This window comes from Kitasatospora griseola, from assembly GCF_044999035.1.
Taxonomy (GTDB): domain Bacteria; phylum Actinomycetota; class Actinomycetes; order Streptomycetales; family Streptomycetaceae; genus Kitasatospora; species Kitasatospora griseola.
Window position 1 is genome coordinate 7,568,201 of sequence record NZ_CP173360.1, and the last position, 19,067, is coordinate 7,587,267.

Here is a 19,067-nt window from a genome sequence, read left to right on the forward strand (position 1 = left end):
GGCCGCTACGCACCTCTCCGGACGGGCCGCTCCGGTGGTTCCGGCTCGCCGTATCCGCCGCCGCCCGGGGTCTCGACCTCCAGGACGTCGTCCGGTTCGACGTGCACGGTCGCGAAGCCGGCCAGTGGCTCGACCGTGCCGTCCCGGCGCAGCAGCCGGTTGGAGCCGAGGGCGCCGGGTGCGCCGCCGGCCATGCCGTACGGGGGGACGCGGCGGTGGCTCGACAGGATGCTGACCGTCATCGGCTCGCGGAAGCGGATCCGCCGCACCACGCCGTCACCGCCCCGATGGCGGCCTGTTCCGCCGCTGCCGGACCGGACGGCGAACTCGTCGAGGAGGACGGGCAGTCGCCACTCCAGGACTTCCGGGTCGGTCAGCCGTGAGTTGGTCATGTGGGTCTGGACGGCGGCGGCTCCGTCGAAGTCTGGGCCCGCGCCGGCACCGGAGGCGATGGTTTCGTAGTACTGGTGGCGGTCGTTGCCGAGGGTGAGGTTGTTCATCGTGCCGGACCCCTCGGCCTGGAGGCCGAGGGCGGCGTAGAGCGCGCCGGTGACGGCCTGTGAGGTCTCGACGTTGCCGGCGGCGACGGCGGCCGGCGGGCGCGGGGCGAGCATCGAGCCGGGTGGGACGACGATCCGCAGCGGGCGCAGGCAGCCGTCGTTGAGCGGGATGTCGTCGGCCACCAGGGTGCGGAAGACGTACAGCACCGCGGCGTTCACCACGGCGGACGGCGCGTTGAGGTTGCTGTCGAGTTGGGCCGAGGTGCCGGTGAAGTCCACGGTGGCGGTGCGCCGGTGGCGGTCCACCCGGATCCGTACCGCGATCACCGCGCCAATGTCGGTCTCGTACCGGTAGGAACCGTCGGCGAGTTCGCCGATCGCCTCGCGCACTGCCCGTTCGGCGTTGTCCTGCACGTGCCGCATGTAGGCCTGGACCACGTCGAGTCCGAACTGCTCGACCATCGCGTTGACTTCGTCGATTCCCTTGCGGTTGGCGGCGATCTGGGCCCGCAGGTCGGCGAGGTTGGTGGCCGGGTCGCGCGAGGGGTGGGGTGCGTCGGTGAGCAGGCGCAGCGTCTCGGCCTCGCGGAGCCGGCCGTCCGCCACCAGCAGCCAGTTGTCGAACAGGACGCCTTCCTGCTCGATCTCCCGGCTGGTCGCCGGCATCGAGCCGGGGGTGATTCCGCCGATCTCGGCGTGGTGCCCGCGGGAGGCGACGAAGAACAGGATCTCGCGGCCGGCCGGGTCGAAGACCGGGGTGACGACGGTGATGTCGGGCAGGTGGGTGCCGCCGTGGTACGGGTCGTTGACGGCGTAGGAGTCGCCCGGCCGCATCTTCGGCCCGCGGCGGCGGAGCACTTCCTTGACGGTGGTGCCCATCGAGCCCAGGTGCACCGGGATGTGCGGGGCGTTGGCGACCAGGTTGCCCTCCGGGTCGAACAGTGCGCAGGAGAAGTCCAGTCGCTCCTTGATGTTGACGGACTGGGCGGTCGACTCCAGCCGGGCTCCCATCTGCTGCGCGATCGCCATGAAGAGGTTGTTGAACACCTCCAGCAGCACCGGGTCGGCCTCGGCGGTGACCGCGGGCCCGGCCCGGTCGGCGATCTGCTCGATCTGCAGGTGGCCGGCGGGGGTGACGGTGGCGCGCCAGCCGTCGTCCACCACCGTGGTGGCACCGGCCTCGGCGATCACGGCCGGCCCGGTGACGGTGTCGGCCGGACGCATCCGCTCGCGTTGCAGCAGCGGCACCTCGCGCCACCGGCCGCCAGTGGCCATCCGGACCGCGGGGCGCACGGCAGGTCCGTTCCGGTGGACCTGCGGCGCGCCCAGGTCCGGCTGCTCGGTGAGGCCGGTGGCCTCCACCGCGAGGGCTTCGACGACGATCGGACGGTCCATCAGGAAGGAGTAGGTGGCCCGGTGCCGCTCCTTGAACTCCCTCTCCATGTCGTGGAGTTCGCCGAGAGCGACGTCCAGGGTCGTGTCGGTGCCGTGGTACCGCAGCCGGGCCCGGCGGGCCAGCCGGATCCGGTCCGGCGCGATCCCCTGCTCACGCAGCTCGGACGTGGCGCCCGCCGCCAGTTCCTCGGACAGTGCGCGCAGGTCCGCCATGGCCTCGGCCTGCAACCGGCGTTCGACGGCGTGCTCGCGCAGCACGGTGGTGTCGGCCAGGCCGATGCCGAGTGCGGAGAGCACCCCGGCCATCGGCGGGACCAGCACCGTGCGGATGCCGAGCGCCTCGGCAACCATGCAGGCGTGTTGGCCGCCGGCGCCGCCGAAGGTGGTCAGCGCATACCTGGTGACGTCGTGGCCCTGCTGCACCGAGATCCGTTTGATCGCGTTGGCGATGTTGCCGACCGCGATCCGCAGAAAGCCTTCCGCGGCCTGTTCCGGCGAGCAACTCGTCCCCGAGTCCGCAGCGATCCGGTCGGCCAGGACGGTGAATTGACGGCGAACCAGGTCGAGGTCGGGCGGCTGGTCGCCGTCCGGCCCGAGGACGCGCGGGAAGTGCTCGGCCTGGATCCGGCCGAGCAGCAGGTTGGCGTCGGTGACGGTGAGCGGCCCGCCCCGCCGGTAGCAGGCGGGCCCCGGGTCGGCGCCGGCCGAGTCCGGGCCGACCCGCAGCCGCCCGCCCTCGAAGCGCAGCACCGAGCCGCCGCCGGCCGCCACCGTACGGATCGCGAGCATCGGCGCCCGCAGCCGCACCCCGGCGACCTCGGTGGTCACCACCCGCTCGAACTCGCCCGCGTAGTGCGACACATCGGTGGACGTGCCGCCCATGTCGAAGCCGATCACCCGCTCGAATCCGGCCAGTCGGGACATCCGCACCATGCCGACGATGCCGCCGGCCGGGCCGGACAGGATCGCGTCCTTGCCGCGGAAGTGGCCGGCCGCGGCGAGACCGCCGTTGGACTGCATGAACATCACCGGTACACCGCTCAACTCCCCTTCCACCTGCCGGACATAGCGCCGCAGGCCGGGCGAGAGGTAGGCGTCGGCCACGGCCGTGTCGCCGCGCGGCACCAGTCTCATCAGCGGACTCGCCTCGCTGGACAGCGACACCTGGCCGAAGCCGAGCCGCTCGGCCAGCCGGCCGATCTCCCGCTCGTGCGCGGGGTGCAGGTAGCTGTGCAGGCAGAGCACCGCGAGCGCGCCGATGCCGTCCCTCCGGCACTGGCGCAGCTCCGCTTCGAGCCGGTCCAGGTCGGGCCGGCGCAGTACCGTGCCGTCGGCGGTGATCCGCTCGTCCACCTCGACCACCCGGGCGTACAGCGGTTCGGGGAGGGTGATCTCCCGGGCGAAGATCTGCGGGCGGTTCTGGTAGCCGATCCGCAGCGCGTCGGCGAAACCCCGGGTCACCACCAGGGCGGTCGGTTCACCCGCTCGCTCCAGCAGGGCGTTGGTGGCCACCGTGGTACCCATCCGCACCGATTCGATTCGTTCGTCGCCGGACGGGAGCAGGGCGCGGATGCCGGCGACGGCCGCGTCGCGGTAGCGGGCCGGGTCGTGCGAGAGCAGCTTGCGGGTCAGCAGCCGGCCGTCGGGCGCCAGCGCGACCACGTCCGTGAAGGTGCCGCCGCGGTCCACCCAGAACTGCCAGCCCCGGCCGGGCATTTCGGCCCCTTCCGCCGCCTCGGGACGCAGGTTCGGCGGGCCACGCCCGACGGCGCCCCTCGTCGAGTATCCGCCCGGAGGAGCCGGGGTCGCAAACAAGGACATACTGAACATACGGCCAGCCCTGGAGGGCGGTGAGACGCACATGGAGACCGGAGCACCCCGGACCGTCGGCGTTTTCCGGGAGACCGTGCCGGGCGAGCGACGGGTGGCCCTCGTGCCCGACGTGGTTCCCGCCGTCGGACGGCTCGGGCTGACGGTCCTGATCGAGCCCGGCGCCGGTGCCCAGGCCTGGCTGCACGACGAGGCGTACCTCGCGGCCGGAGCCGAACTCGCCCGACACGCCGAGCTGTTGCACCGTGCCGACGTGCTCCTCGGGGTGCATCCGCCGGCCCTCGACCGACTGCACGACCTGCGCCCCGGGCAGCTGCTGATCGCCCTCCTGCGCCCCACCGCGATCCCCCGCCCGGTGGGGCAGTGGGCCGACCGGGGGGTCACCGCGATCGGCCTCGACCTGGCGGACACCCGGCTGCCCGCGGCCCGTCCGATGGACGCCACGACGTCCCAGGCACGGATCGCCGGCTACCGGGCGGTGCTGCTCGCGGCCGAACGGCTGGGCCGGTGCCTGCCGCCGTGGGGCACGGCGGACACGGCGTTCGCGCCGGTCCGGACGCTGGTGGTCGGCGCCGGGCCCGAGGGGCTCCAGGCCGTCGACACCGCCCGCCGCCTCGGCTCCCGCGTACAGGTCGTCGAACTGCGCCGCCAGGAGCGGGCGCAGGCCGTCGCGCTCGGTGCCGAGCTGGTGGCCCTGCCCGGATTCGACCCGGTGGCCGGCGACCTGGAACTGGGCGACACGCTGGCGCACCGCCGCTCCGCGCTGGGCGAGGTGCTCGCGGCCGCCGTGCCCCACTTCGACCTCGTGGTGACCGCACTCGACGTGCCCGGCGGGGAGCCGCCGATGCTGCTGCGCACCGACGCGGTGGCGGCCATGCGCCCCGGGTCGGTCCTGGTCGACCTGACGGCCGGGCCCGCGCGCGTCCCCGCCCCCGCGGACAGCTGGGCGCAGGGCAACCTCGAGTGCGCCCGGCCGGGCGCCACGACGCTGGTCGGCGACGGGGTGATCGTCATCGGCGCCGGTGAACTCGCCGCCCAGGTCCCCGGGACGGCCTCGGAGGCGTACGCGCACAACGTGCTGGCGTTGCTGACCCACCTGACCCGGCGCGACGGGCTCCGCGTCGATCCGACCGATCCGGTGCAGGACGCCATGGTGGTGACCCACCGCGGAGCCGTCCGACACGCCGCGACACGACGACTGCTCGCCGACGCGACGGCGGCGGCCGGTCCACCTCCGCCTTAGCTTCGACGCCTCAGCTTCGACCCCGTCCTGGCGACGAGGGGCCGGTGAACAGCAGGGCGTACCGCCCGATCGCACCGGCGTGCTCCGCGCACTGCTGGTAGTGCCCGGACAGCAGGACCAGGTCGGCGGCGGTGCCGACGTCGACCGGAGCCTCTGCCGCGAGCAACCTCTCGTACAACAGGCGCTGCCGCCGGACCGTCTCGGGCACGTCCGACAGCAGGTCCGCGACGGCCTCCGGTGCGGCCTGCTCCAGGACGTCGGCCGCCCTGCCGACCAGGCCGACGGCCGTCTCGGCGATGGCTCGCAGGCTCGTGAGCAGCTGCTCCGGAAACGGCTCGCGGTCCTGCCGCGCCCAGGCCACCTCCAGCAGCCGCTGGGCGAGCACCCCCAGCCACTCCACCTCGCGGCCCACCTGAACGCCGGCCACCACGGCCCGCAACCCCGCGGGCGCGGCACCCGCGTCCTCCTCGATCCGCGCACGGAGTTCCGCCAGCGCCTTCTCCGACCGCACCGCCGCGTCCGCCGCGCCGACCTCGGCCGTCAGCGCCGCGGTCGCTCCGTCCAACGCCTCTGCGGCGAGCCGGACCAGACCTGCCAACTCACCGACAAAATCCCCCAGTTCACCAACACCGGTATCCGACATCGGTCGGCTCCCGTCTCGCTCGGAACACCGGGCCCGCCCGCTCGGCCACGTCGCACAGCCCCTCCCCGCCAGTCTCCTCCCGGCGCCCGCCCGGCAACCACCGCGAGACGCGACCGTCACGCCCCACGTCCAGCCGACCACTCCACGCGAAAGCACCGCGGCGGTCGGCGGTTCGCTTCCGGTCCGGCGACGAACGCGGCGAAGTGCCGGAATGGAACGCAGGTACGGGGCGACATCTGCGGCTGAGATGGCCGCCCGCGCGGCGGAGGCCATGGTCGGCGCCACCGAGGAGAGGACGGCTCCGCCTTCCCCCGTCGCTGGTTGCGTCCGGCAGGAACCTCGCCCGGACAGGCGGAACCTGCAAGGTGGGCTCCCTTCGCCGGCATTGTCCGGATCAGGTGGTGGAGGTCGCCTTCCGGTCTCACAGACCTTCCAGCCTCTCAGCCCGACCGCCGACAGACGTCCCGCGCGGCGTCTCCGCCCAGCGCCAGGGCCATCCGGTCGAACTCCCTCGCTCGCCCTGCAGGCTTCTTCCCACGATACTCCCGCCGCCCCGTCCGGAAACCGGGGGCGAGCGGACCCGTCGCTGCCCGGGCGAACCGGCCGACCGGCCGGGGCCTAACAGGCAGTGGCCCGCCGTCCTGCCGCCGCGAGAACGGCGCCCACCACGGTCGCGAGCCCAGCCGGAAACCAGCTCTGATCCACCTGCTGCCGCGTGCCACCGGCAGCGGGCGCACCCTGCGGAATCCCGGGAGACGGCCGGCTCCGGGGGGGCCGGACGGCCGGGCACCGTCAGGTCCGTATGAAAATCACCGCCCGCGCCGTCAAGGTGCCGTAGCGGGCGGCTCCCGCAGGCGGGACCGCGCGGACGATCACGGTGACAGTTCTTCGATCCGCGGAGGTCCCCCCGATGTTCGTCCCGATGGATCCGGCATCCACCGTGGTCCGGCCCGATGTCGCAGCCGAGCACGCCGCAGCCGTCGAGGAGCGGCACCGTCTCACCGCGTTCGGCGGCCTGGCCGCGCTGTCGCTGGACGCGATGGCCTCGGTGGCGTACGGACCCGAGTCGATCGTGCTGGTGCTGGCAGCGGCCGGCTCGTACGGGCTCGGGTTCACGCTGCCGGTGACGGTGGCGATCGCGGTGCTGCTGGCGGTACTGGTCGCGTCCTACCGGCAGGTGATCGCGGCGTTCCCGGACGGCGGCGGCGCGTACGCGGTGGCGAAGGCGCAGCTGGGGCGGCGCACCGCGCTGGTGGCGGCGGCCTCGCTGGTGGTCGACTACGTGCTGAACGTCGCGGTGTCGGTGACGGCCGGGGTGGCGGCGCTGACCTCGGCGTTCCCGGAGCTGTACGGACACCGGGTGTGGCTGTGCCTGGGCGTGCTGGCGGTGGTGACGGCGGTCAACCTGCGCGGCATCGCCGAGTCGGCGCGCTGGTTCATGGCGCCCACGGCGGTGTTCGTCGGCTCGATCCTGGCGGTGATCGTGATCGGCCTGTTCCGGGACGCGCCGGCGGCCACGGCCGCCGCCGGACACGCCTCCGCGCTTGCCGGCAGTGCGTCGACGGTCGGCGCGCTGCTGCTGCTACGAGCGTTCGCGGCGGGCTGCTCGGCGCTGACGGGCGTGGAGGCGATCGCCAACGCGGTGCCCTCGTTCCGGGCCCCGCGGGTGCGGCGGGCCCAGCACACCGAGATGGCGCTCGGCGGCCTGCTCGGCGTGGTGCTGATCGGCCTGGCCGTGCTGATCGGCCGTTTCCATCTGCACCCGGTCGAGGGCGTGACCGTGCTGGCGCAGCTCGCCGACGCCTCGCTCGGCCACGGGTTCGGCTTCTACGTGGTGCAGTTCGCCACCGTGGTGCTGCTCGCGCTGGCCGCGAACACCTCCTTCGGCGGCCTGCCGGTGCTGCTGCACCTGCTGGCCCGCGACAACCACCTGCCGCACCTGTTCGCGCTGCGTGCCGACCGGCAGGTGCACCGGTACGGGGTGCTGTTCCTGGCGCTGGTGTCGGCGCTGCTGCTGGTCGGCTCCGGCGGCGACGTGAACAGCCTGGTGCCGCTGTTCGCGATCGGCGTGTTCGTCGGCTTCACGATCTGTCAGGTCGGCATGGTCCGGCACTGGCTGCGGCGCGGCGAGCGGGCCCGGGCCGCGCTGAACGGCTTCGGCGCGCTGCTCACGGGCGTGGCGATGCTGGTGGTGACGGGCAGCAAGTTCACCGAGGGCGCGTGGGGCATCTGCCTGGCCCTGCCACTGCTGGTGCTGCTCTTCGAGGCCGTTCGCCGCGCGTACGCCCGCCTCGGCGAGCGCCTCGAACAGGGCCGCGTCCCGGCCGCCGTGGCCCGGCAGCGTTCACTCGTCCTGGTCCCTGTGCACAGCATCACCCGGCTCACCCGGGACGCCTTGTGCGCGGCCGTCTCGCTCGGCGACGAGGTCCGCGCCGTCACCGTCGTCCCCGCCCACCCCGATCCGGAGGACCGGGAGGCGATCGAAGCGCTGCGCCGCGACTGGGAACTGTGGCGGCCGGGCGTCCCGCTGATCGAGCTCACCGACCCGCACCGCCGCCTCGGCCGGCCGCTGGCCGCCCACGTCAACGCCCTCGCCGCCGAACACGCCTACGACCGCCTGACCGTCCTCGTGCCCGAGGTCGAGCCTCCGCACTGGTGGCTGCGCCTGCTCCAGAACCAGCGCGGCGCCGTCATCGCCCGCGCCCTGCGCCGCCATACCGATGCGGTGGTCTGCCGCCTGCGGATGCGGATGTAGTCGGTGCTCGCGCGTCAGCCGCGGTGCTCGCACAGGCGCGGGCGGAGCCGAGGGCGTAGCTGATGAGGGTGTTGAAGTCCGCGTTGTTGGCGACCGCCTCCTTGAGGCGCCCTTGAGCCACCGACGCACGGGTGGTCCGGTCGGTCCGGTTGGTAGCACTGGAAGGCCGCCAGCACCGCCTCGGCGGCGTCCTGTTCGCCGAGGAAGGTGATGTTGCGCAGTTCGGTGCCGAGGAGACCGTCGAACGGCACCGCGGATTGCTGGGCACGGTGGGTGTCGGCGAACGGCCGGGCGCTGGCGCGCGTCGTAGGTCGCCGGGATGGCCCCGTCGAACCGGACGACGGCCCGGGTCTTGTCGAGGAAGCTCTGCTCGTACGCGGCGACCCGGGCGGGGCTCGTGTCGCAAACGGTCGTGCGGACGCGGCTGCGCACGATGGCGGAGCCGTATGCGTTGCTGTGCGCGACGGACAGGTGGTGCCGGGCGCGGGCGGCGAGGGTGAGCCCGCCGATCAGGGCGCCCGCGGTGAGCGGGATCGCCAGGGCTGGCAACGGGTCGACCAGCCTCCGGAAGCGGACGGTCGGGGTGCACCGGAGAACGCCGAGCGCGAGGAGGCCGGCGGCCGGCCCCCACCATCGGCCCGCCGCCAGGTCGGAGCGGCGGGCGGCGGCTGTCCCGACGGCAGTGACCCGGTCCGCGGCCGGTGCCGGCCGCCGGCGGAGCAGGTCCGTCGCCTGCCGGAAGGTAGCCGGCGCCTCGTAGCGGCCGAGCTGATCGATGACGGAATGGCCGGACTGCCGGCCGGCCGGATCGTCTCCGGAGGTCGCCGCCCGCCTCGGTGCGGCGCTGCTCGTACACATCGAGGGTCTGCCGGCGCAGGGCAGTGAAGTCGAGGTCGGCGCCGAACAGCAGCAGGTTGGCGGCCTGAGCGTCCAGCTCGTTCAGCGCGAAGGACAGGTCGGCGGAACGGACGGCCTGCGGTGCCCCCGATGGCCGATGGCGTCGATGCCGCTACACGCGCCGCCGAGGACGGGCGCCAGGACGGCGGCGAGGAGCAGCACCGAGGTGAGTGCGGTGGCGGTGAGCGCGCGAACCAGGCGCGAGGTGTTCCACCGGGCGCGCAGCAGCCGTGGCGGACGGCGGACGCGCGGCAGTGGCGCCGGCGCGGCCGTTCCCGGTGCCGCCGTCTCCCCCGAGACGGCGGTGCCCGTCGAACTGTCGTGCCGTGCGCGCCCGAGGCCGCGCGTCCCCCTTATCCCCTCTGGCCGCCGGAATTCGGCCCCGGTCGCTGACCGGGGTGTTGGGTTTCCGGCCCGCGGCCCGCCCGATCCTCATCGGATCGGGGCGAGCCGCTGTCCGGAAGAAACACTACGGCGGCGGGTGGCCAATCCTTGCTGTCCTGACGGCGCTCTGACGTGCGGACAGCGGGTGCTGACGAATCATTAGCGCGGTCTGCGACGCAGCAGGCGGCCGTCAGCCGGTCGAGGCCGCCGACCATGCGGGGTGACAGCCCGTCCGTGAGGGCAGTCACCGCGCTCCGTCCCCGTCCCCGGGCCCGACGGCCACCACCGCCACCGGGCGCGGCCGCGTTCCAGCTGCAGCTCGGGCTTGGGCACCACCAGTCCCGGCACGCGGCCTGCCTGACGCAGTGGGCCGTGACCGCGGGGCGCATACCGCGGCGCAGTCATCCCGCCCGGATCGCTCCCACCACCAGGAGGTCGCCGGGGTCGTCGGGGAGCACCGTCCGCCGCCACGGACTCCGCTTCACCGCCGCAGCAAGCGAATTGATTACCCCGGACACTGGATCTGTGGATTCGGCTCGGAGCCGCCTCGACGCCTTGCCGGCATCCGATGCTCCGGATCACCCGACATCCTGGACGGGAACGGTTCGAGCGTCTACGCGTCCGTCCCCGCCAACTCCGACAACCCGTACCAGATCTGGACCGACGTATAGCCGATGAACGTGTGCCGCCCGCCCATCACCCGGGCGGCACATGCCTCGCCCGATCGTGGACGACCCCGACTCGGCTTCCCTTGCGAGTGATTGCCTCGCACGCTCGTCCCTCGGACATGGCGGTGCGCCGACCGTCGGGGCGGCCTGACCGTCCGGCACCGGCGGCGCCCGGCGTCTCGTCTGCCGTCTTCTCGCTCGCTCAGCCCTTGGCGGGAATGCAGTAGGGGCGGTTGTGGGCGGCCACGGGAGCTGACTGGTAGGTCCAGACGCCGGCGGCGCGGGAGTCGGCGAGGAGGTCGGTGAGGTGGCGGCCGACGCCGTCGGCGGGGTCGGTGACGGTGAGCCGGACCCGGGCGCGGGTGGTGTCGTCGAGCAGGTGGTACTGGTAGGGCTGGTAGACGTTCATCGGACCGGCGAGCAGGCCGCCCACCGGGTCGGTGCCGTAGCCGGTGATGGGGGTGTTGTTGACGGGCTCGGGGGTCAGGCCGGTCAGGTCGGCCTCGAAGGAGAACAGGGCCCGGTCCCGGCGGTCGATGCCGGTACGGTCCTCGGTGAATCCGGCCTGTCGACAGGTGACCGACCAAGTCGGTTGGTGCGTCGGACCGTTGAGGGAGGGCATGGTGGTCTCGAACCACGCCGGGTACTTGGGTTCGGCGTAGAGCCTGCGGCCGGCGTCGATGGCGAGCGGGTTGTCGCACAGGACGTGGATGCGGGCGATGCCCAGGTTTGGTCTGGTCGAAGCCCCGCGCGTACTGCTCGTAGCCGACCTCCGGCAGTCGGCCGACGGCGCCTGCGGGGTGGGCGACGATGTTGACCTCGATCTCCTGGGTGATGCCGCCGCCGTTCGGGTACTGGGCGAAGTAGAGCTGGTAGTTGAGCGAGACGCAGGCTCGCCCGTCGAAGTCTGCGGCGACCAGGTCGGGGTGGTGCTCGGCGAGGACCTCCCGGACGGGGCCCGGATCGGTCAGCCAGTCGAGGCCGATGTTGTGCAACGCTCCGTAGTGGAACGGCAGTTGGTACGGCGCAGGGACGGGCGGCAGGGGCAGCGGCTGGTCCGGGCTCATCGGCGGTCGGCTCCTCGGAGTGCGGGGTCGGCAGTGCCGCCCGGCCCGCGGACGGAGCCGGGGCGGCGGCGGGCGAGCAGGTCGCGGTGGATCTCGTCGCTGCTGCGCAGGGCGAGGGCGGCCATGGTCAGCGAAGGGTTGGAGGTGGCGACGGTGGGCATGCTGCCGCAACCGACGGCGTACAGGTTGGGGTGGTCCCAGCAGCGCTGCCACTCGTCGACCACGGAGGTCGCGGGCGAGTCGCCCATGATGTGGGTGCCCGCCCCGTGCCCGGCGCCCCGGTAGGCGTAGGACCGGCCCTCGTACTCGAAGTGGCCCGGCCAGGCCGGTCCCGCATCGAAGCGGGTGTGGTCCTCGGCGCCGAGCAGGCCGAAGAGTTGGTCGGAGACGCTCTTCGCGGCGACGATGCCGCGTTTGACGTGGTCGGACAGGTTGTAGTGCAGCACCGGGCGCGGGTTGCCCAACGCGTCCCGGTGGCGGGGGTCGATGGTGACCCGGTTGGCCGGGTCGGCGTCCTGTTCCATCTCGAACTGGAACGCGAACTCCCGGCCGATCCGGTCGGCCAGGGTGCGCCGCAGTTGCGGGCCGAACAGGCCGCGGCCGTCCGGGCCGCCGCTGCGCAGGAGTTCGGCGACCCGGCCGTCCGGCGGGCCGAGTGCCCAGCTCCAGCCCCAGTTGCCGATCTCGATCCGGAACGGGGCGCGACGGGCCCTGGCCGCCCCGAAGCGGAAGCCCTCCAGGCCGGAGGTCGAACCGGGGCCCCGGTAGGGGCCGATCTGACGCGGCATCAGTCCCCAGGTCAGCAGGACCGGGTGGTCCATCAGGTTGCGCCCGACCTGGTCGCTGCTGTTGGCCGCGCCGGAGGCCAGCAGCAGCCTCGCGTTCTCGATCGCGTGCGCGGCCAGTACGACGAGGTCGGCGTCGGCGGTGTGCGTGCTCACCGCGGCGGGCGTGACGGCGTCGTCGCGGCAGGCCCGGTACTCGACACCGGCGGCCCGGCCGTTGCCGGCGATCCGCACCCGGGTGACGACGGCCCGGGTGACCAGGGTGACCGACGGGCCCCACCGGGCCTGGGTCCGCAGGGGCGTGTACTTGGCGCGGGACGGGCAGATCGGCACACAGCTGGCGTGGCCCTGGCACGGCCGCCCGGCGGCCGGCTCGTCGGGGTCGGCGTCCGGGTGGGGCAGTCCGTTGCGGGCGTGCGGGGTGGTGACGACCCGCAGGCGGGTCGGGCCCTGCGCGCCCGGCTCCTGCACCGACCTGCCGTCCAGCGCCTTCGCCATCACCTCGTCCAGGTAGCTGCGCGGGATCGACCGCATCGGGAACCGGTACCCGTCGGGGAACGGCAGGCCGACGCCCGCACGCTGCTCGTCGACGTCGCCGGCCACCCCGATCTCCCGTTCGGCGGCCCGGTAGTACGGCTCCAGGTCTCCGTAGCCGATCGGCCAGTTCCGGCCGTGCCCGAAGTCCGCCGCGCGGAAGTCCTCCGGGTGCATGCGCGGCGCGAGTCCCGTCCAGGCCAGTCCGGTGCCGCCGTTGGCCCGCAGGTATCCGCTGGCGTACGGCAGCGGGCCGCGCTGCACGAAGTACCCGTCCGAGCGGAACCCGCCGCCGGTGTCGCCGGAGAGATCCGTCACGTCCGGCGAGTCGATCCAACGACCGGCTCCATAAGGAGAGTTGGGCACCTTTGCCATGGCCGAACGGTAGGACTCCACCGCATCGAGATGCCCCTGCTCGGCATCGGGTGCGCCTTGGCCGGCCTCCAGCACCAGGACTCGCCAGCCCCGCGCACCGAGCTGCCCGGCGACCAGGGAGCCGGCGAACCCGGCGCCGACCACGATCACGTCCCAGTGCCGCGCGTCCGGCGCGCTCACCACTGCTCCGCCGATGCGGCGTCCGCGTGGCGGGCGGCCCCGAGGGCCGGCGCGGCGGACCAACTGCCGTGCCCCTGCGCCACCGTGCCCGGCGCGTGCCCGTGGAAGGTCCGCCACACCAGGCCTTCGGCGTAGGCGCGCGACGAGACCACGAAGGGCTCCCCGTCCGACAGTCCGGGCCATGTCCCGAGATACCACAGGTGGGCCACGGCCCGGGCCAACTCCCGCACCGGCTCCCGGAGGAGCTCCACCGAGCCACCGGCCGCCGCGGCCTCCAGCCGGCCCAGCCGCTCCGCGCCCGCCCGTTCCAGCACCACGGCCCGATAGTCACCCGCCATGCCGGTCGCGCGCAGTTCCTCGGCACTGAAGCCGGTCAGCTCCGCCGACACCGCGATGAACCGATCGACAAACACGGCCCGCCCCCATTGATCATCATGCACATGACGCCCATGCTGTCGTGACCATTCCTCGGACCGACCACGATCATGCACACCTCCGCAAACCGGCCGGATCACACCGCCGACACACGGCGTGCGCCACGATCCGCGCGCCGCCCCCGCACCCCGCGAGCCCCCAGATCGGCCGGCCGTCCCGGCGTCGACGGCCCGCCCGGGCCAGGACCCCGCACCGCCGGCGCAGGGAACACCGCCACCAGCCGCTGCCGCCAGCACCAGGGCAAGGAGGACGACACACGCAAGGCTTCCGGCGACGAATTCGTTCGGGCCCGTCCGGCTCGCCGCGCTCGGCCTCGTCGCAGATGTGCGCGATCCTGGACTCGATGAGCCCGAGCCGCCGATTCGCGACCGCTCGGACGGCCGCGGTCCTGTCGTGACCGATCACGCGCCGCGACACAGGCACATCGGGCGCCACCGGCGACCCGGGCGGAGGTCATACGGCTGATGAGCGGCAGCGAGCACGAGTCGTCAGGAGCGCGGGACACCACCGAGGGCCGCGTCTACACCGTCACCGGCAGCAACTGGGGCGAGGTGGTCGACGCCGTCGCGCGGGCCGACGACGAGCGGATCATCGTCAACATGGGGCCGCAACACCCGTCCACGCACGGCGTGCTGCGGCTGATCCTGGAGATCGACGGCGAGACGGTGAAACAGGCCCGCTGCGGCATCGGCTACCTGCACACCGGCATCGAGAAGAACATGGAGTTCCGCAACTGGGTCCAGGGCACGACCTTCGTGACCCGGATGGACTACCTGATGCCGCTGTTCAACGAGACCGCCTACTGCCTGGCGGTGGAGAGGCTGCTCGGCATCACCGAACAGGTCCCGGAGCGAGCCGACGTCATCCGGGTGCTGATGATGGAGCTCAACCGGATCTCCTCGCACCTGGTGGCGCTGGCCGCCGGCGGGATGGAGATCGGCTCCACCACGCTGATGGTCTACGGCTTCCGGGACCGCGAGGTCGTTCTCGACATCCTCGAACTGGTCACCGGCCTGCGCATGAACCACGGCTACGTCCGGCCGGGCGGCGTGGTGCAGGACCTGCCTGCCGGCGCCGTCGACAAGATCCGCGAGGGCGTGAAGCTGCTGCGCTCGCGGATGCACGAGTACGACAAACTGGCCACCAGGAACCCGGCCTTCAAGGCGCGGCTGGTCGACGTCGGCCACCTGGACCTGGCCGGCTGCCTGGCGCTGGGTGCCACCGGGCCGATCCTGCGGGCCACCGGCCTGCCGCACGACCTGCGCAGGTCCGACCCCTACTGCGGCTACGAGAACTACGAGTTCGAGGTCGCGACGGCCGACACTGCGGACGCCTACGGGCGGTTCCTGATCCGGCTGGAGGAGATGCGCCAGTCGCTGCGGATCGTCGAGCAGTGCCTGGAAAAGCTGGCTCCCGGCCCGGTCATGGTGGGCGACAAGAAGATCGCCTGGCCCGCCCAACTGGCGCTCGGCCCGGACGGGTTGGGCAACTCGCTCGACCACATCCGGAAGATCATGGGCGAATCCATGGAGGCGCTGATCCACCACTTCAAGCTGGTGACGGAGGGCTTCCGGGTCCCGGTCGGCCAGGCCTACGCGGCGGTCGAGTCCGCCAGGGGCGAGCTGGGCGCGCACGTCGTCTCCGACGGCGGCACGCGGCCGTACCGGGTGCACTTCCGCGACCCGAGCTTCACCAACCTCCAGACGATGGCGGCGATGTGCGAGGGCGGCCTGCTCGCGGACGTCATCGTCGCGGTGGCGAGCATCGACCCGGTGATGGGAGGCGTGGACCGGTGAGCACGGCCGAGTGTTCCTGACCGCATCCGGCCCGGAGGCGCCCGCCGAAGTCCGGGGCCGGGCGCCCCCTGCGACCTGCCGTCGCCGTGGGCGACGGTTCAGTAGAGGCCCTCGGGGGACGAGCTGGCGATCTGGAGGGGGCGGACGTTGGCGACGCCGTCGGTGGGCCAGCGGTCGGTCGGGTGACGGAGGGCCTGGTCGCGTTCCAGGATGTTGGGGAGGAAGAGGTCCTCGTGGAGGACGGTGAGCCGGACCTGGCCGACCGTGCCGGGGGCGACCTGGGTCGAGGGGTCGCCCTTGTCGACCACCGCCATGGTGACCTGCGGGTAGTTCGGGACGTAGCTGATCAGTTCGCCGTCCCGCTCGATGTCCAGGCAGGCCGCGTTGCCGAAGGTGTTGCCGTAGGTCAGCCCGCAGATCCCGCCCTGCAGGGCGGCGGTGAAGGTCCGGTACATGTCGGCGCTGATCTGGGTACCGCTCAGGCGCACGCCGTCGAGGGCGGCGACCAGGTCGGGCCGGCGCTGGCGGAGGGCCTGGAAGAGGGCCGGGGTGGTGTTGACGTAGTGGACCCGGCCCGGCGCGAGGACGTCGGCGATCTGCTCCAGCAGGTGGGTGGTGTAGTCGCCGACCTCGGAAAGGCGTCCCGCCCGGATCAGGCGCTTCACCCACCGGGGGTCCATGTCCACGGCGTACACCTGGCCGGCGTGGAGTTCGGAGACCTCGTGGACGCCGTTCCCGATCAGGTGCGGTCCGGTGGGGGTGGCCTGCAGCCAGGTGCGGCCCGGCGCGAAGCCCTCCCGGACGAAGGACCAGCGGCGCCAGAGCGCCCGGTGCCGCAGCATGTCGGGGGTGTAGAACGCCCGGCAGGGGGTGCCGGTGGTGCCACCGGAGTCCCAGACCCGGCCGACGAGCGGCCTGGGCACCGACAGCGGGACGAGGTCCGCGGGGTCCTCCGTGCGCAGCCGGTCGAGCGGGAACGGGCCGAAGGCCACGAGCTGGTCGTAGCGGGTGATGTCGCGCGGGTCGAAGTCCAGCCGGGGGGCCTGCGCGAGCCAGTAGGGGCTTCCGGACACTGGGTCGAAGTGCCGCCGGACCACGGTGCGGGTCCACTCGTCGAGGTCGGTGTCCAGCCATCGGGCGATCTGGGCGTCCGGGTCGGTGCCGGTGGCGGCGGTGGCGGCGGTCACGACAGGGCCGGGGCGCCGGTGAGGTCGATGCCGAGCTCGTAGGCGGTGGTCAGGGCCTGCTCGACGTGCTCGGGCCGCTCGATGTGCACCACCGGGAAGGGGAACGCCAGGATGCCCTCGGGAATCGAGGGGCCCATCACCAGCCCGAGCTGAACGCCCTGGTCCTTCATCCCGGTGTAGACGTCGACCAGGCTGATCGGGTCCGTGGAGTTGCGCTGGAAGAGGTCCCTGACGTCGTCGGCGGTGCGCAGGACCTTGGACTCCAGGCAGGACAGCAGGGGGAGCTCGGGGGCGCTGAAGGGGATCGCGTCGATCCGCGGGGCCATGAAGTCGCGGTAGGGCCGGCGCAGCGGGGTGTGGACGGCGATGGTGCGGCCGGGGAGCGGGACGACCGTTCCCGGCGGGGCCTCGGCGGCGAGCGCGCCGAGTGCTTCGGCGTGGCCGGCGAGCATCATGATGCGCTTGGTGCCGTCGACCGTGGGGCCGAAGTCGCCCGCCAGGTAGACGCCGGGGACGTTCTCGCCGGGGTGGGCGGGGGCGCCGTCGGCGAGGGAGCCGAAGGCGATGGCTATGCCCTGCTGCGGGTCCTCGGCGGGCGGTTCCGGGGTGTCGCGGGATCCGGCCAGCATCTCGAACAGCTCCCGTCGCCCCAGCGATCCGGCGAGGCAGCTGGCGGTCATCGCGCCGAGGCTGAGGCCGCCGATGGCCGCGGGGCGCAGGTTGAACGAGGCGAGCACGTCGTGCACGCCGATCGCGAGGGCGGCTTCGCGGACCGTGCCGACGCTCTGGCGCTCCTCCTGGGCGGTCGGGAGGTCCTCCTCCAGGATCTGTCCGACCGTCAGCCCGGTCCACGCGGAGACTTGCTCGTACCAGCCCTGCACGACCTCGTAGGTCCGGTAGAGCTCCAGGCCGTGCGGCTCGGTCCCGACGCCGCCGCCGAACAGGTACCCCAGACTCATGACAGCTCCTGTGAATTGGTGTGAAAGGAGGGAACGGTGGTGCGGCTGGGGCGCAGTGCGACAGAAGTGAACCCGACCGCACAATGCCGCAGAATCCGGCGTCCGGCGGACGCTCGGCAACGCGTCTCGCGATGCGATATCGAGACGATATCCGGATCTGGGAAAATCCCCGGCACCGCGGCGGCGGAGGATATTCACCGCCTTCGGAAGGGATTTTCCCGGCCCGTACTCCGGGGAGCTCCCACGACGGGGGCGAAGGAACGGCGCGCCCCTCCCTCTTCCGGGAATCGAGGAATTCCGGGAGAACGCGAGGTGGCCGGATCCTGACGCCGAGCACCCCCGAGGAGGGAGTGCACCCGGAAAACCGACGCTGGCCGGTTCACGGCCCGGAGACGGCGAATCAGCCCGGCCCGACCTGCTCGGAGGTCGCCGACGGCGCCACTCCCCGACCCCCCTCCCCCGCCGTCCGCGCTTTCAGGCGCGCAGCGCGCCGGTGAGGTGGTCGCGGAGCACGGCGGTCACCTCGTCCGCCCGGCTGGTGAGGTAGAAGTGCCCGCCGGGGAAGACCTTGAGGTCGAACGCGGCCGTCGTGCGGTCGCGCCAGCGGGCGGCCTCGGGGACCGGCGCCCAGTGGTCCTGGTCCCCCACCAGGGCGGTGACCGGGCAGCTGACCGCGGCGTCGCGGTCGGCGCGGTAGGCCCCCACCGCGCGGTAGTCGCCGCGCAGCGCGGGCAGCACCATCCCCAGCAGTTCCTCGTCCTCCAGGAGTCGGGCGTCGGTGCCGCTCATGGCCTTGAGTTCGGCCACGATGCCCTCGTCGTCGACCGGGTGGGAGGCGTCGGGCCGGTCCGCGGACGGCCCCTTGCGGCCGGAGAGGAAGAGGTGGTCGACCCGGCCGCCCGCGCGCTCGATCCGCCGGGCCACCTCGAAGGCGACGAGCGCGCCCATGCTGTGCCCGAAGAGGGTCAGGGGGAGGTCGTCCCAGCGGCGCAGCGCTTCGAACACCTCGTCGGCCACGCGGTGCAGGTCGTGGATGCCGGCCTCCTCCCGACGGTCCTGCCGGCCGGGGTACTGCACGGCCAGGACGTCGACCGGGCCGTGCAGTGCGGCGGACACCGGGAAGTAGAAACTCGCCGAGCCGCCGGCGTGCGGAAAGCAGACCAGTCGGCGCGCGGCCGTCGGCGAGGGATGGAAGCGACGGCACCACAGGTCGCTGTCCAAAGAGAGGGAGGTCATGTCGGCCTTTCATTCTCTTCTCGAAATCCGCGCAGTGCCGACGGGCGGGGTGTGGTGATCGGGCAGGACATCCTTCGCACCGGCGGGCCGTCTCGTGCGCGCTTATACAGGGAGCTTCGATCGACGGTGATCGGACACTCACGGGCACCGCATATGACAGCCTGCCATACCGCTCGGAATGTCAGCAAGTACTCACCG

11 protein-coding genes are annotated in these 19,067 nt (G+C 73.0%); 3 read left to right on the forward strand and 8 right to left on the reverse strand.

The annotated features are described in order from the left end of the window. Window positions 1-5 precede the first annotated feature (5 nt). The gene (locus ACI1MP_RS34125; protein ID WP_404870377.1) at window positions 6-3,611 is read right to left on the reverse strand and encodes a hydantoinase B/oxoprolinase family protein; all 3,606 of its coding nucleotides are present in this window, start codon (window positions 3,609-3,611) and stop codon (window positions 6-8) included. Window positions 3,612-3,756: 145 nt separating this feature from the next. On the opposite strand from ACI1MP_RS34125, the gene ACI1MP_RS34130 reads away from it, so the two are divergent. Beyond that, on the forward strand, window positions 3,757-4,968 hold the full coding sequence (locus tag ACI1MP_RS34130) for an NAD(P) transhydrogenase subunit alpha (protein WP_404870378.1): 1,212 nt from the start codon (window positions 3,757-3,759) through the stop codon (window positions 4,966-4,968). 10 nt (window positions 4,969-4,978) lie between these two features. Here ACI1MP_RS34130 and ACI1MP_RS34135 read toward each other — a convergent pair whose 3' ends face one another. Then, window positions 4,979-5,566, reverse strand: a complete 588-nt coding sequence (locus ACI1MP_RS34135; RefSeq protein WP_404870379.1) for a hypothetical protein — start codon at window positions 5,564-5,566, stop codon at window positions 4,979-4,981. 967 nt (window positions 5,567-6,533) lie between these two features. Between ACI1MP_RS34135 and ACI1MP_RS34140 the strand changes: the two genes are divergently transcribed. After that, the gene (locus ACI1MP_RS34140) at window positions 6,534-8,366 is read left to right on the forward strand and encodes an APC family permease (protein ID WP_404870380.1); all 1,833 of its coding nucleotides are present in this window, start codon (window positions 6,534-6,536) and stop codon (window positions 8,364-8,366) included. Between the two features lie 2,151 nt (window positions 8,367-10,517). On the opposite strand, the gene ACI1MP_RS34145 is transcribed toward ACI1MP_RS34140, so the two are convergent. The 3 genes from ACI1MP_RS34145 to ACI1MP_RS34155 all read right to left on the reverse strand — a co-directional run bounded on the left by ACI1MP_RS34145 (window position 10,518) and on the right by ACI1MP_RS34155 (window position 13,669). Further along, a complete protein-coding gene (locus ACI1MP_RS34145) occupies window positions 10,518-10,937 on the reverse strand; it encodes a hypothetical protein (protein WP_404870381.1) in 420 nt (139 codons plus the stop codon). 441 nt (window positions 10,938-11,378) lie between these two features. Further along, window positions 11,379-13,256, reverse strand: a complete 1,878-nt coding sequence (locus ACI1MP_RS34150; RefSeq protein ID WP_404870382.1) for a GMC family oxidoreductase — start codon at window positions 13,254-13,256, stop codon at window positions 11,379-11,381. Next, entirely contained in the window at window positions 13,253-13,669 is a 417-nt protein-coding gene (locus ACI1MP_RS34155; protein ID WP_404870383.1) for a hypothetical protein, read from the reverse strand. Before ACI1MP_RS34155 ends, ACI1MP_RS34150 begins: the two co-directional genes overlap by 4 nt. A 486-nt stretch (window positions 13,670-14,155) precedes the next feature. Here ACI1MP_RS34155 and ACI1MP_RS34160 point away from each other — a divergent pair, with 486 nt between their 5' ends. After that, window positions 14,156-15,487: an NADH-quinone oxidoreductase subunit D gene (locus ACI1MP_RS34160; RefSeq protein ID WP_404870384.1), complete on the forward strand. Its 1,332-nt coding sequence runs from the start codon at window positions 14,156-14,158 to the stop codon at window positions 15,485-15,487. 98 nt (window positions 15,488-15,585) lie between these two features. Here the strand turns inward: ACI1MP_RS34160 and ACI1MP_RS34165 are convergent, their stop codons facing one another. The 3 genes from ACI1MP_RS34165 to ACI1MP_RS34175 form a co-directional block, all read right to left on the reverse strand. Further along, window positions 15,586-16,674 (reverse strand): arylcarboxylate reductase, encoded by a 1,089-nt coding sequence (locus tag ACI1MP_RS34165; RefSeq protein ID WP_380341927.1) that lies wholly within the window; start codon window positions 16,672-16,674, stop codon window positions 15,586-15,588. Then, window positions 16,671-17,633: an ACP S-malonyltransferase gene (locus tag ACI1MP_RS34170; RefSeq protein ID WP_380341925.1), complete on the reverse strand. Its 963-nt coding sequence runs from the start codon at window positions 17,631-17,633 to the stop codon at window positions 16,671-16,673. The genes ACI1MP_RS34165 and ACI1MP_RS34170 overlap by 4 nt, the downstream gene beginning before the upstream one ends. A gap of 474 nt (window positions 17,634-18,107) precedes the next feature. Then, window positions 18,108-18,869 (reverse strand): thioesterase II family protein, encoded by a 762-nt coding sequence (locus ACI1MP_RS34175; protein ID WP_404870385.1) that lies wholly within the window; start codon window positions 18,867-18,869, stop codon window positions 18,108-18,110. Window positions 18,870-19,067: the final 198 nt, after the last annotated feature.

Excerpts from the sequence above, each read along its gene's own strand:
- ACI1MP_RS34140 (WP_404870380.1), top strand. The coding sequence starts at position 6,534 with ATGGATCCGGCATCCACCGTGGTCCGGCCCGATGTCGCAGCCGAGCAC.
- ACI1MP_RS34125 (WP_404870377.1), bottom strand. The coding sequence starts at position 3,611 with ATGCCCGGCCGGGGCTGGCAGTTCTGGGTGGACCGCGGCGGCACCTTC.
- ACI1MP_RS34145 (WP_404870381.1), bottom strand. The coding sequence starts at position 10,937 with ATGCCCTCCCTCAACGGTCCGACGCACCAACCGACTTGGTCGGTCACC.
- ACI1MP_RS34130 (WP_404870378.1), top strand. The coding sequence starts at position 3,757 with ATGGAGACCGGAGCACCCCGGACCGTCGGCGTTTTCCGGGAGACCGTG.
- ACI1MP_RS34175 (WP_404870385.1), bottom strand. The coding sequence starts at position 18,869 with ATGACCTCCCTCTCTTTGGACAGCGACCTGTGGTGCCGTCGCTTCCAT.
- ACI1MP_RS34160 (WP_404870384.1), top strand. The coding sequence starts at position 14,156 with ATGAGCGGCAGCGAGCACGAGTCGTCAGGAGCGCGGGACACCACCGAG.
- ACI1MP_RS34170 (WP_380341925.1), bottom strand. The coding sequence starts at position 17,633 with ATGAGTCTGGGGTACCTGTTCGGCGGCGGCGTCGGGACCGAGCCGCAC.